This window comes from Mycolicibacterium sp. Y3, assembly GCF_051188035.1.
Lineage (GTDB): Bacteria > Actinomycetota > Actinomycetes > Mycobacteriales > Mycobacteriaceae > Mycobacterium > Mycobacterium fluoranthenivorans.
Window position 1 is genome coordinate 856,655 of the sequence record NZ_JAVQLT010000001.1, and the last position, 12,333, is coordinate 868,987.

Sequence of the window (12,333 nt, forward strand, 5' to 3'; positions counted from 1 at the left end):
CGACTACCGAAGAAGATGATCGACATGAAGAAGTTCGGATTCGCCACTGTGATTGCCACCGGCATGACGGCTGCCGTTCTGGGCTTGGCCGTTCCCGCCCAGGCCGCCGTCGGCACCCCGGTCGGCCCCACCTACAGCGTGGACAACCACGACGAGGTCAGCACCACCAACGGCTTCATCGACCAAGCGTTCTAGAGGCGACCGGTGGCCTTCATGGCCAGGTATCGGTCGGCCAGGGCCGGCGCCAACTCCTCAGGCACGGTGTCGATGACATCGACACCGTGCCGACGCAACCGCGTGGCGATCTCGTGGCGATCGTTGCGGGACCGTTCGGCGGCCGCGGCGTCGTAGACCTGTGCGGCGTCGGCTCGCCCGGCGGCCAACTGGTCGACCCGGGGGTCGGACACCGCGGCGATGAGCACATGGTGCCGGTTGGCCAATTGAGGCAACACCGCCATCAGACCCTCGTCGAGGGCGGAGGCGTTGAGGTCGGTGAGCAGCACCACCAGGGCACGGCGCCGGACGCGGCGTTGCACCGCGGAAACGGTTGCGGTGGCATCGGATTCCACCAACGCCGGCTCCAGCGGTGCCATGGCTTCGACCAGCTTCGCGAGAAGGTCGGTACGTGCGGCGTTGAACACCGCCGCCCGCAAAATGCGATCGTGGGCAAGGAAATCCACGTGGTCACCGGCGCGGGAGGCGAGTGCGGACAACAGGAGCGCGGCATCCATCGACCAGTCCAGCCGGGGCCAGCCGTGGGGATCCGCGGAGGTGGGGTCGACGCCGATGCGCCCGGCCGAGGTCCGGCCGGTGTCGAGCACGATGACCACCCGGCGGTCCCGCTCCGGACGCCACGTCCGGACCACCACATCGGCGCGGCGCGCGGTGGCCCGCCAGTCGATCGAGCGCACGTCGTCGCCGACGACGTATTCACGCAGCGAGTCGAATTCGGTGCCCTGACCCCGGATCAGCGCCGGCACTATACCGTCGAGTTCACGCAGCTTCGCCAGCCGCGACGGAAGGTGTTTGCGGGACAGGAACGGCGGTAGGATGCGCACCGTCCCACTCGTGGGGTGGGTGCGCTGCCGGCCGGCCAGTCCGAGTGGACCCATAGATCGCACCGTGACGTGGGCGCTGCGCTGGTCGCCGCGACGCACCGGTGCCAAGGTGGTGACCACGCGAACACGTTGTCCGGCAGGAATATCCACTGCGTGCTCGCGGGGGTGTGCGCACGCGCTCGGCGGCCAGGCATCGCGGATCAGGCCCCGCAGCCGTCGGCCGCCATGGTTGTAGACCTCCAGTTCGGTCTGTACCGGCTGACCGAGGCGCGCCGCGGTATCCCCCGACCGGTTCAGCTCCACCGCCCGGGTGCTAGCGGCCAGCACCACGTCGATCGCCACCGCACCGGCCAGCATGACCGCGATGACGACGAAAGTCACCGTGGGCCAAGGGGATAGCAGGACCGGCAGGGCGCCGATCGCGGCGATCAGGCCGGTGCGGCCGGTCAGCACCACTAGCGGGGTACCGCCACACTGGCAAGGATGCCGTCAAGTACACCGTCCGGGCTGGCCCCCTCCAACTCGGCCTCGGGTCGCAGGGCGATCCGGTGCCTCAGCGTGGGCCGGGCCATGGCCTTCACATCATCGGGGGTGACGTAGTTGCGGCCGGACAACCAGGCCCACGACCGCGCCGTCGCCAGCAGCGCCGTCGCGCCGCGCGGGGAGACACCCAACTGCAGTGACGGCGACTGCCGGGTGGCGCCGACGATATCGACGATATAACCGAGTACCTCGCCGGCCACCAGCACCTGGCGCACCCCGTCGCGGCCGGCAGCCAGTTCTGCCGGACCGGCGACCGGGCGCACCGCCGACAGATCGCGAGGGTCGAAGCCGCGCGCATGTCGCTCCAGGATCGCGACCTCCTGATCGCGTGGGGGCAGTGGCACGTTGAGTTTGAGCAGGAAGCGATCGAGCTGCGCCTCCGGTAGCTGGTAGGTGCCCTCGTATTCGATCGGGTTCTGGGTGGCGGCGACGATGAACGGGTCTGGTAGCGGCCGCGGTTCACCGTCGACGCTGACCTGACGCTCCTCCATCGCCTCCAGCAACGCGGCCTGGGTCTTGGGAGGTGTGCGGTTGATCTCGTCGGCCAGCAGCAGATTGGTGAACACCGGACCGGCCCGGAACTCGAACTCGGCGGTGCGTGCGTCGTAGACCAGTGACCCCGTGACGTCGCCGGGCATCAGATCGGGGGTGAACTGTACCCGCTTGAACTCCAGTTGCAGGGCCGCCGCCAGGGTGCGTACCAGGAGCGTCTTGGCCACGCCGGGTACACCTTCCAGCAGCACATGTCCCCGGCAGAGCAGGGCGATCACCAGGCCACTGACCACGGCCTCCTGGCCGACGACTGCCTTGGAGATCTCGTTCCGCAATGCCAGCAGGGCGTCGCGGGCGGCATCCTGGGGGGAGGGCTGACTCACGACTGTGCGACCTGCCTTTCGATATCGTCGAGCTGGTGGGCGAGCTGATGTAATTCGGTATCGGATGTCGGAGACGGCCCGAAAAGGCTGTACGCCAAGGTATTCGGATCCAGGGATACGCGCTGCGCGACCGCCTCGGTGACGGCGGAGTCGGTTGCCGACGTGCCCAGGCCCAGCCGGGGCAGCAGGCGGGCCAGCGTCGCCGTACGCAGCGCCGCCGCCGCCCGGTCCCTGGCTCGCCGGGACCGGTATAGCCGGGCGCGGCCCTCGACGGTCTCCGAGGCGCGCACCACCACGGGTAGTCTCTCGGCCACCAGAGGCCCGAGGCGCCGACCGCGCCACCAGGCGATCAGCACCACGGCAAGGCACAACTGCAGGACAGCCCAGTACACCTGCTCCGGGATCAAGTCGGCGATGGTGCGCGCGCCCTCGGTGGTGCCCTCGGTGCGCTGGGGGGCATACCAGATGACCCGGTCGCGGGCGCCCGCCAGATTCATGGCCAGCGCGGCATTGCCCTTCCCGAGCAGACCCGCATTGGTCATGAAATCGTTGCTGCCGACGACGGTGACCGTGCGCCCCGCTTCGGTGTAGCGGACCAGGGCGCCGTCGTAGCAGGTGGTGACCGGGACGTCGTCGGCGGCGGCCTTGAAGGTATCGCTCACGCCGAGATCGGCTGCACCGGAGCGCATCGCCTCCGGTAGGTCGCATCCGGGCCGCCCGCCGAAGGGGGTCGCACCGTCGCGGCGGACCCCGGGTGCCAGCCGTTCCCGGGTCCCGGCGGTGGGGGCCACCACCAGACGGTCGCCGGGCAGGCTCGCCAGCGTGGTCAAGGTGTCCTCGCCATAGAGGAAGTACGTCTGGGCCACGACGAGGAGGGTGTCGGGCCGGGCGGCGCGGACCACCGCGTCCAGGTCGTCGGCCACGATCACCTCCACTCCGTGGTCGCCGAGCAACGTCACCAGCGCGTGGGCACCGTCGGAGGAGGTGGAGTCGGCCTCCATCAGGCCGCCCGGCCGGGGCGCGGTGAGGAAGGTGGTCAGTGCCGCGACCGCGACGACGGCGGCCACGGCCAGGGCGATCCAGCGCGCGGTACGCCACTGGGTTACCGCAACGCGTGGTGAGCTGTGAGTCGTCATCGGAGCGGCGCCCAGTCGTCGGGCGTGGTGCTCGGGGTGTCGCCATGCGTGACGACGGCGCGGTGCAGGTGATCGTCGAGGTCGGCGATCGCCCGGTAACCCGCCTCGGTGGCGGGTCGGGCACCGTAGGTGACGTCGTTGAAAATCTCGGCAGCGCGCCGCAATTCGTCTTTGAGGTCGGGCAGTGGCAGGGCGGCATCGCGGGCGAGTTCGGTTGCGGTGCGTCCCGGCGCCGGAGTCAGCACTGCGGTCTCTTCCAGCCTGCGCGCGACCGCACGCAGCCGGTGTCGGATGGCCAATGCCCAATCACCTTGCGCGGCAGACCGTTCGGCCAGTGCGCGGTGCTCGGCCGAATCGAGTTCGTGGCCGTCGAACAGCGCGGTCTCACCGCTGCGGCGGGTTCGCATGGTGCGCATGGCAATCCGCACCGCCACGACGGCCGCGATGACGAGCACCAGGGCGAACAGGCCGATGGTGATCCAGCCGCCGGGGACCGATGACCCCGCGCTGAATATCCGGTAGATCAGATCGTCGAGCCAGGTCCACAGCTGATCGGTCAGTGATGGCTTGGGATAGATCGGCTTGCTCAGCTCGCGTTGCGCCGCGTCGTGGGCGGCGTCACTGTCGATTTCGAGTCCGGACACGTCAGGGTTGGCGGGTCAGCCACAGGTAGTCGGTGCTGTCCGCGGGTGCGACGGGACCGGCGAGGGCGCCGGTCCGCAGGACCAGATCGAAGGCTTCGGCGCGCATACGGCGGTCGGTGTACTGCAGTACGACGACGCCGGCAGTGAAGGGGGCGGTGAGGATCTGCCCGATGGCCCCGCCGACGGCGACGAGTACCAGCCCCAGCACCGCGGTGGTGGAGGTGTCTGAGGCGAAGATGAGGACCTGGCCGCCGATGCTGAACGGCACGGCGACCGCGACGGCGATCATGCCCGCGACCATGGTGGCCAGCAGCCGGATGCCGAACACCCGCCAGAAGTCGTTGCGGATCAAGGCGAACGAGCGCCGGATCGCGGCGATGATCGGCAGGCGCTCCAGCACGATGAGTGTCGGGACGAAACCCAGCATGGTGCCCAGATACACCATGAGGACGACCAGCCCGAGTGTGAGCGGGATGCCGACGAGGAAGCCGGCGGCGCCGTCGCGGATGAGGACCGCGGTGAGGGTGATCCCGACGACGACCGCGATGAGCAGCACCGCGCCCAGTCCTTCCAGGACGGTGAATCCGAGCAACGCCCAGATGCGGCCGCGCAGCCGCTGCCAGGCCGCCCCGATGGTGATCCCGGAGCCGAACACGGCGCGGCCCACGATGACGGTGAGCAATCCGCTCAGCACGATGCCCGACACCCAGGTGGCGATGACGCCGGCCATGCTCCCCAGCGTGGGACCGATGAGGGCCGTGGCGGGCGCGTCTTCACCGGTATACGTCGAGTCCAGCCCGCCGCCGGCGATGAGTGGGGAGATCTGCAGCACCAGCGCGAAGAGTTGGGCGATGACCACCACGATGGTGGTCAGTCCGAGGGTGGCCTTCGGGTTTGCCCTGACATAGGCGAAGGCGCCGTTGAAGATATCGGACAGGTTGAGCGGGCGCAGCGCGATGATGCCCGGTTTGAGGTCTGGCGGTGCGCCGTAGGCCGGTGGGCCGTAACCCGGCGGCCCGTAACCCGGCGGTGGGTAGCCGGGGTGGCCGTACCCGGGTGGCGGATACGACGGGTATGGCACTGCCCCGTCGCTTCCCTCGCCCCAGTCGCTGTGCATGGCCACCATCCTGTCGGCGAGTCGTGTCATTGACAACGTATCCCGTACGGCGGGGGAGTCGGCAGGCGTAGCGTCTGGGCCATGGCGGAACTCAAGGACCGGCTGCGCGCAGACCTGACCGCGGCGATGAAATCTCAGGACAAGCTGCGGACGGCCACCCTGCGCATGGTGATCGCCGCCATCGGTGCCGAGGAGGTGTCCGGCAAGCAGACTCGGGAGCTGTCCGATGACGAGGTGCTCAAGGTGCTTGCGCGCGAGGCCAGGAAGCGCGCCGAGGCAGCGGAGATCTACACCCAGAACGGCCGCGGTGAACTCGCGGCCAACGAACACGCCGAAGCCCGGGTGATCGACGAGTACCTGCCGACCCCGTTGACCGAGGCCGAACTCGCCGACGTCGTCGACACCGCGATCGCGCAGATCGCCGAGGAACTCGGGGAGCGGCCCGGCATACGCAAGATGGGACAGGTCATGAAGGCGGCCACGGTGATCGCGGCGGGCAAAGCGGACGGGTCGCGGCTATCCGCGGCCGTCAAAGCGCGGCTGTAGGTTCGCCACGGCGCGGCGCTCGACCAGCAGGGCGATGTAGTCGCGCACAGTGCTGGTGACGAAGTGCTTGTGGGCGTCGGCGACCACGGCGGTCACGTGTTCGGACGGCAGGCTGGGAAACTTCTCGCGTAGCCGCGTTTCCACGTCGTTCACCTGATCTTGTTCCGTGCGTCTACCCACGCTCACCAGTCTGAAAGATGATCTTGAGTCGGTCAATCGGATGACACCGCCGTGGACGTGATTCTGGACACCGGTCAAAGGCGCCACAGGGCCTGTTGGCTGGTGCTCGCGATGAGCCTGTCCTCGGTGTCGTAGATGCCACCGGCGACCAGTCCGCGTGAGTGGCTGTTGCCCAGGGGGTCGACCTCGTAGCGGTGCCACCGGTCCGGGGTGAACGGCCGGTGAAACCACACCGCGTGATCGAGGCTGGCGGCGAATCCGCCGTCGGGGACGACGTCGGCGCCGGGCGGCCGGGCTGCCGGCACCGGGCCGAGGTCGGACATATAGGTCAGCGTGCAGGCCCGGATCAGCGGATCGTCCTCGATGGGATCGTGGGTGCGAATCCAGAAGGGCGGCACCGCAAATGGGGAATCATCGCCGGGATTGCAGCGCAACTCGAACCGGTCCACCGATTCCAGATCCGGCTGCTTGGGGACTGCGTCGGTCAGTTCGACACTGGGGGAGCGAGGTGGATGCCAGTCGGGGCCCGGTTCGGGAAGGTGGAACGACGCGATCATCTCCAGGATGACTTTGCCGGCCTGGCGCGCGGTCACCCGGCGGGTGTCGAAAGCTCTGCCGTCGCGGGTGCGCTCCACCTCCAGCTCGACGTCGACGCCGTACCGGCCGCCGCGCACGAAATAGGCGTGCAGTGATTGTGGCTGTTTGGCGGGGTCCACCGTCGCGCCGGCGGCACCCAGCGACTGCGCGGCGATGAGGCCACCGAACAGCCGGCTGCCCGGGCCGGCCGACTGAGGTGCGATGAACCGGTCACCGTCGCGGTCGAACTCGAGCAGCGTGGCGATCCAGCTCTTTCCGGTCATCGGCGTGACCCTATCAACTACTTGGTAGGGCAGCCCAACCGGGTGCTTAGGGGCCTTGGCGGCTCCGTCCTCAGTTGTCGCCGGGGCCCTCCGGGATCGGCGGCTGCGGGATCACGGGGTACTCGCCGGTGTAGCCGATGCGCTGTGCAGCCATCGCATTCACCTTGCCGCGCACCGCGTACCAGCCACCGATCAGCATCGGGATGAGCACGACGATCGCGATGAGATTCCAGACGTTCTCGTAGCACATCAGCACCGTCACCGCGGCCAGGAATACCAGCGTCGCGTAGCCGGTGTAGGGGGTGCCGGGCAACCGGAACTTGGGTCGTTCGAGGATGCCCTTCTGCTCCCAGCGGTACAGCTGCAGTTGGCAGGCCACGATCATCGCCCACGTCGAGATGATGCCCAGGGCGGACAGATCCAGCGCGATGTTGAAGGCGTCCTCGGGCACGAACAGGTTGAGGATGACGCCCAGCAGGGTCAGGGCGCCGGTCAGTGCGATGCCGCCGAACGGGACACCGTTGCGGTTCATCTTCCCGGTGAAGGCGGGCCCGCTGCCGTTCATGGCCATCGATCGCAGGATGCGCCCGGTCGAGTACAGCCCCGCGTTCAGGCTGGACATCGCGGCGGTGAGCACGACCAGGTTCATGATGCCACCGGCCGCGGGCACTCCGATCTTGGAGAAGAACGTCACGAACGGGCTTTCGCCTTTGTGGAACTCGGTGTAGGGCAACAGCAATGCCAGCAGGACCAGGGACCCGACGTAGAACAGGGCGATTCGCACGATCACCGAGTTGATGGCCCGTGGCATCACCTTGGGTGGGTCCGCGGTCTCGCCGGCCGCGATGCCGACCAGTTCGACTGCGGCATAAGCGAAGATGACGCCTGAGGTGACCACCACCAACGGGAAGATACCCACGGGCAGCAGGCCGCCGTTATCGCTGATAACCCCGAATCCGGTGGACTGGCCCTGGATCTCGAACCGGCCGGCCAGGAAGATGATGCCCACCACCAGGAACGTGATGAGCGCGGCGACCTTGATGATCGACGCCCAGAACTCCATCTCGCCGAACAGTTTCACCGAGATGATGTTCATGGTCAGGACGATGCCGAGGGCGACGAGTGCGATCAGCCACTGCGGGAGCGCCTCGAACATCCCCCAGTAGTGCACGTAGAGCGCGACCGCGGTGACATCGACGATCGCGGTGGCCGCCCAGTTGAAGAAGTAGAGCCACCCGGTGACGAAAGCCGTTTTCTCACCGAAGAATTCGCGAGCGTAGGACACGAACGAGCCGGACGACGGCCGGTGTAGCACCAGCTCGCCCAGGGCGCGCAGGATGAAGAAGACGAAGATCCCGCAGATTGCGTACACCAGGAACAATCCCGGACCGGCATCGTGGAGGCGGCTGCCCGCACCCATGAACAGGCCGGTACCGATGGCTCCGCCGATCGCGATCATCTGGATCTGGCGGGGCTTGAGTGCCTTGTGATAGCCCTCGTCCTCGTGCGCCAAAGCCGAGTTGTCGTACGTCGATTCTGTGGTCATACCACTCCCCGCCGGTAGGTGTGGGCCTCTTCCCCGGGGCCCTGAAAATACTTCGCACGCGACGCGCCGTGGGCGCAAACCGGTTGCGTCCACATGTGCGTACTGGCTCGACAGTAGGCTGGGTGGCCGGGGAGCGAAAGCTGGGCGATGTAAACATTGCGCAACACGAACTTGCGGAAGTGTCAGCACCGAACAAAGTGATCACCTTGTTCGGCAAGGCCATTCAGGGGCGCAGCCGGCGACGCCTGGCCGCGCGCACCTGGGGTACCTCGACGCCGCGCAGCGTCCGGCTGACGATATCGGTGAATTCGACGCAGGACCGATAGCGTCCGGCAGGGTCTTTGGCGAGTGCCTTCGCGAAAACGGTGTTGAGAGAAGTGGGTAACCACGAGACACGCGTTGTCAGTGCCGGCACCGGATCGCGAAGGTGTGCATACGTGATGGCGAATGCGGTGCCGCGGGGGAACGGAGGCAGTCCGGTGAGCCACTCGAACATGGTGCACGCCAACGCATAGAGGTCGGTCGCCGGTGTCAACTGCTGGGCCTGTAGCAGCTCGGGGGAGGCGTAGGCGATGGAACCGCTGACCCGGCCGTTACTCGCCAGCGGCTTGACATCGTCGGTCAACTGCGCGATGCCGAAATCGGTGAGGTAGGCGCAGCTGCGGTCGGCCGTGAGCAAGATGTTGGCGGGCTTGACATCTCGGTGCAGGACATCCATCGAATGGGCATAGTCGAGCGCGTCGGCGATCTGCTCGGCCACCAGAAGTACCGCGGCGGGGTCGCATGGTGCGTCCGGCCCGGGAACGAGGGCGGAAGAATCCGGGCCGTCGACATACTGCGTCGTCATCCACAAGGTGGGAGGCGCCGGGGGCGCGGCCGGGATCTCGCCCTTCTCGAACACGGCGACGATGTGCGGATGCCGCAACAGCGACGCGATGTCGAACTCGCGGGCGAACCGCTGACGCGCCTTCTCATGGGTGGTCGCGTCGGTGTGCAGCACCTTCATCGCCAGCGGGGCTGACTGCCCGGCGCGATGCACACGGTAGACGTCTGCGCTCGCGCCGCCGCCGAGGTGCGCATCGACGATGTAACCCGCGACGAGACTGCCGGCCCCGAACACGATGTTCAGGTTAGGCGCATCGGGGGGTCCGCGCGCGTCGGCGGCTCACGTCTCGTCGGCGACCTGATGGCGACTCTGGAACCGGGCGGGAGCGTCGGGATCCTCGTTCCGGTGATCCAGCTGGTCCTGCATCTCACGCTGTTCTGCGGTGGACTCGGTGGCGTCCTCGGGTATCGGCGGGTGGATCCTGCTCTGCTCCATGTACGCAGGGTCGCCGGAAACGGGCACATGCAAACCTGTGCCGCGCAGCAAGAAGGCCCCGACCCGGTCATCCCAGGTCGGGGCCTTCTTCACGCTGTCGGGGTGGCGGGATTCGAACCCACGACCTCTTCGTCCCGAACGAAGCACGCTACCAAGCTGCGCCACACCCCGCGTGAAGCCACGACAGCGTATCGCACCGGGGTACCGCGAAGCCAAACGCCTGCTCAAGACCGGTTTCTTGGTGCCCTCGGCGTGGCGATCGTCAGCACTTTCCAGATTAGGAAAGAATTAGAGCGTCGCCGGCGTTACACCCACCAGGGCATCGCGCTCACACGACAAAGGGAGGCAGAGATGACCGGACTGGGAGCATTGGTCTACGTCGGATTCTTCGCTCTCGCGGCGTTGTGGCTGTTCGTGACCGGCCGGGCCGAGGGTCAGGGCCAATACCCCGAGCGTTCGAACTCGTCGAGCACCGCCGCCGGCTCCGAGGGGTCCAGCCCGTGGCTGGTCACCCATTCGTTGTCGAAATAGGTGTCCGTGTAGCGGTCGCCGCTGTCGGCGAGCAACGTCACGACGGATCCGCTGCGCTGCTGCGCGATCATCTCGGCCAGGAGGCCGAACGCACCCCATACGTTGGTGCCCGTCGACGGTCCCACCCGCCGGCCCAGTACCCGGCTGACATGGCGCGCCGCTGCGACCGAGGCCGGGTCGGGCACCGTCACCATCCGATCCACCACGCCGGGCAGGAACGACGGCTCCACCCGGGGCCGCCCGATCCCCTCGATCCGCGACGATGCGCCCGTCACGATATCGCCGCGGCCCTGCGCATAGGCCGGGTAGAAGGCCGAGTTCTCCGGGTCGACGACGCACAACCCGGTCGGGTAGCGGCGGTAGCGCAGGTACCGGCCGATGGTCGCGCTGGTTCCGCCGGTGCCCGCGCCGACCACGATCCAGTCCGGCACCGGATGCGCCTCATCGCGCATCTGATCGAAGATCGATTCGGCGATGTTGTTGTTGCCGCGCCAGTCGGTGGCCCGTTCGGCGTTGGTGAACTGATCCAGGTAGTGCCCGCCCGTTTCGGCCGCCAGCCGCTCGGCCTCGGCGTACACCTGCGCCGAATTTGCCACGAAATGGCAACGGCCACCTTGTGATTCGATCAGCTTGATCTTGCTGGCGCTGGTTGAGGACGGCATCACCGCGATGAAGGGCAACCCGAGCAGCGCCGCGAAATACGCCTCGGAGACCGCCGTGGAACCCGAGGACGCCTCGATCACGGTGGTGTGTTCACCGATCCATCCGTTGCACAGCGCATACAGGAACAGCGAACGGGCCAGCCGGTGCTTGAGACTGCCCGTGATATGCGTCGTCTCGTCCTTGAGATACAGCTGCACGTCGACCCCGCCGGCCCAGGCACTCGGCAGCGGGTAGCGAAGCAGGTGGGTGTCCGCGCTGCGGCGTGCGTCGGCCTCGATCAGCCGGACGGCGTTGTCCACCCACGCGCGTGGCCGGCTGCGGGTGACGGTCTGGCCTTCGCTCGATGTCCCGGGGTTCACCGCGCCGTGACGGTCGGGTGCGCCTGTCCGGCCCGGGCGCCGAGCACCGCGCCGCCCGTGGGCGCGGCGACCAAGGTCAGCAGGGTGGCCTCCGGCCGGCAGCAGAACCGCACCGGCGCGTAGGGGGACGTCCCGATCCCGGCCGACACGTGCAGCTTCATATCGGCCCCCCACTGCGAGGGGCCCTTCACGCGGGACCGGTCCAGCTCGCAGTTGGTGACCAGGGCGCCGTAGAACGGCACGCACAGTTGTCCGCCGTGCGTATGCCCGGCCATCACCAACTGGTAGCCGTCGGCGGCGAAGCGGTCCAGCACCCGGGGCTCCGGCGAGTGGGTGATGCCCAGGCGGAGATTGGCGGTCGGGCTGGCCGGCCCGGCGATGGCGTCGTAACGGTCGCGCCGCAGGTGCGGGTCGTCCACACCGGCCGCCGCGATGCGCAGGCCCGCCACGTCGAACTCCCGGCGGGTGTGGGTCATGTCCAGCCAGCCGCGCTCGGTGAACGCGGCCCGCAGGTCCTGCCAGGGCAGGGGCGCGCCGTGGATCCGCTTGTGTTTCTTGACCAGGTAGTTCGCCGGGTTCTTCGGCTTCGGGGCGAAATAGTCGTTGCTGCCGAACACGAAGACCCCGGGCACCGACAGCAGATCGCCGAGTGCCTGCACGACGGCGGGAACCGCGCGCTGGTGCGACAGGTTGTCCCCGGTGTTGACGACGAAGTCCGGTTCCAGCGCCGCCAGCTCACGCAGCCACGCCTGCTTGCGGCGCTGCCGCGGCAGCATGTGCAAGTCGCTCAAGTGCAGCACCCGCAGCGGGGTGGACCCCGGCGAGAGCACCGGCATGGTCAGCTCGCGCAGTGCGAACGCGTTGCGCTCGATGAGGGACGCATAACCGATGCCGGCGGCCAGGGTGCCTGCGGCGATGGCAGCGGTGTTCTTGACGTACGGCATGACAGCAGAC

The 12,333-nt window shown here is 68.0% G+C and carries 14 protein-coding genes and 1 tRNA gene; 2 read left to right on the forward strand and 13 right to left on the reverse strand.

Going from position 1 to position 12,333, the window contains the following annotated elements; all coding sequences use genetic code 11:
- The first annotated feature begins 24 nt into the window (after positions 1 to 24).
- Complete coding sequence (locus QN239_RS04165; protein WP_499008296.1) at positions 25 to 195, forward strand: hypothetical protein; 171 nt, start codon at positions 25 to 27, stop codon at positions 193 to 195.
- On the opposite strand, the gene QN239_RS04170 is transcribed toward QN239_RS04165, so the two are convergent.
- From QN239_RS04170 to QN239_RS04190, 5 genes are read right to left on the reverse strand one after another with little or no spacing between them, the layout of a single operon-like run.
- Entirely contained in the window at positions 192 to 1,514 is a 1,323-nt protein-coding gene (locus tag QN239_RS04170) for a DUF58 domain-containing protein (protein ID WP_499008297.1), read from the reverse strand. The genes QN239_RS04165 and QN239_RS04170 overlap by 4 nt on opposite strands.
- A complete protein-coding gene (locus tag QN239_RS04175; protein WP_499008298.1) occupies positions 1,514 to 2,476 on the reverse strand; it encodes an AAA family ATPase in 963 nt (320 codons plus the stop codon). Before QN239_RS04175 ends, QN239_RS04170 begins: the two co-directional genes overlap by 1 nt.
- Complete coding sequence (locus QN239_RS04180) at positions 2,473 to 3,612, reverse strand: DUF4350 domain-containing protein (protein WP_499008299.1); 1,140 nt, start codon at positions 3,610 to 3,612, stop codon at positions 2,473 to 2,475. The genes QN239_RS04175 and QN239_RS04180 overlap by 4 nt, the downstream gene beginning before the upstream one ends.
- On the reverse strand, positions 3,609 to 4,256 hold the full coding sequence (locus QN239_RS04185; protein WP_499008300.1) for a DUF4129 domain-containing protein: 648 nt from the start codon (positions 4,254 to 4,256) through the stop codon (positions 3,609 to 3,611). The genes QN239_RS04180 and QN239_RS04185 overlap by 4 nt, the downstream gene beginning before the upstream one ends.
- Before the next feature lies 1 nt (position 4,257).
- Positions 4,258 to 5,373 (reverse strand): glycerophosphodiester phosphodiesterase family protein, encoded by a 1,116-nt coding sequence (locus tag QN239_RS04190; protein WP_499016571.1) that lies wholly within the window; start codon positions 5,371 to 5,373, stop codon positions 4,258 to 4,260.
- Positions 5,374 to 5,454: 81 nt separating this feature from the next.
- Between QN239_RS04190 and QN239_RS04195 the strand changes: the two genes are divergently transcribed.
- Entirely contained in the window at positions 5,455 to 5,919 is a 465-nt protein-coding gene (locus tag QN239_RS04195) for a GatB/YqeY domain-containing protein (RefSeq protein ID WP_499008301.1), read from the forward strand.
- Here the strand turns inward: QN239_RS04195 and QN239_RS04200 are convergent.
- From QN239_RS04200 to QN239_RS04235, 8 genes are all read right to left on the reverse strand, one after another.
- The gene (locus QN239_RS04200; RefSeq protein WP_499008302.1) at positions 5,890 to 6,099 is read right to left on the reverse strand and encodes a three-helix bundle dimerization domain-containing protein; all 210 of its coding nucleotides are present in this window, start codon (positions 6,097 to 6,099) and stop codon (positions 5,890 to 5,892) included. The genes QN239_RS04195 and QN239_RS04200 overlap by 30 nt on opposite strands.
- A 74-nt stretch (positions 6,100 to 6,173) precedes the next feature.
- On the reverse strand, positions 6,174 to 6,959 hold the full coding sequence (locus tag QN239_RS04205) for an acyl-CoA thioesterase (RefSeq protein ID WP_499008303.1): 786 nt from the start codon (positions 6,957 to 6,959) through the stop codon (positions 6,174 to 6,176).
- A 70-nt stretch (positions 6,960 to 7,029) separates the two neighbouring features.
- The gene (locus QN239_RS04210; protein WP_499008304.1) at positions 7,030 to 8,505 is read right to left on the reverse strand and encodes an amino acid permease; all 1,476 of its coding nucleotides are present in this window, start codon (positions 8,503 to 8,505) and stop codon (positions 7,030 to 7,032) included.
- Between the two features lie 223 nt (positions 8,506 to 8,728).
- A complete protein-coding gene (locus tag QN239_RS04215) occupies positions 8,729 to 9,625 on the reverse strand; it encodes a serine/threonine-protein kinase (protein ID WP_499008305.1) in 897 nt (298 codons plus the stop codon).
- Between the two features lie 45 nt (positions 9,626 to 9,670).
- Positions 9,671 to 9,919 (reverse strand): hypothetical protein, encoded by a 249-nt coding sequence (locus QN239_RS04220; RefSeq protein WP_499008306.1) that lies wholly within the window; start codon positions 9,917 to 9,919, stop codon positions 9,671 to 9,673.
- Positions 9,920 to 9,923: 4 nt separating this feature from the next.
- Positions 9,924 to 9,997, reverse strand: a tRNA-Pro gene (locus QN239_RS04225).
- A gap of 263 nt (positions 9,998 to 10,260) precedes the next feature.
- On the reverse strand, positions 10,261 to 11,379 hold the full coding sequence (cds1, locus tag QN239_RS04230) for an L-cysteine desulfhydrase Cds1 (protein ID WP_499008307.1): 1,119 nt from the start codon (positions 11,377 to 11,379) through the stop codon (positions 10,261 to 10,263).
- Complete coding sequence (locus QN239_RS04235; RefSeq protein ID WP_090364616.1) at positions 11,376 to 12,323, reverse strand: metallophosphoesterase; 948 nt, start codon at positions 12,321 to 12,323, stop codon at positions 11,376 to 11,378. Before QN239_RS04235 ends, cds1 begins: the two co-directional genes overlap by 4 nt.
- Positions 12,324 to 12,333 lie beyond the last annotated feature (10 nt).

Coding starts and splice junctions, on each gene's coding strand:
- QN239_RS04190 (WP_499016571.1), bottom strand. CDS start 5,373: ATGCACAGCGACTGGGGCGAGGGAAGCGACGGGGCAGTGCCATACCCG.
- QN239_RS04165 (WP_499008296.1), top strand. CDS start 25: ATGAAGAAGTTCGGATTCGCCACTGTGATTGCCACCGGCATGACGGCT.
- QN239_RS04210 (WP_499008304.1), bottom strand. CDS start 8,505: ATGACCACAGAATCGACGTACGACAACTCGGCTTTGGCGCACGAGGAC.
- QN239_RS04205 (WP_499008303.1), bottom strand. CDS start 6,959: ATGACCGGAAAGAGCTGGATCGCCACGCTGCTCGAGTTCGACCGCGAC.
- QN239_RS04235 (WP_090364616.1), bottom strand. CDS start 12,323: ATGCCGTACGTCAAGAACACCGCTGCCATCGCCGCAGGCACCCTGGCC.
- QN239_RS04180 (WP_499008299.1), bottom strand. CDS start 3,612: ATGACGACTCACAGCTCACCACGCGTTGCGGTAACCCAGTGGCGTACC.
- QN239_RS04195 (WP_499008301.1), top strand. CDS start 5,455: ATGGCGGAACTCAAGGACCGGCTGCGCGCAGACCTGACCGCGGCGATG.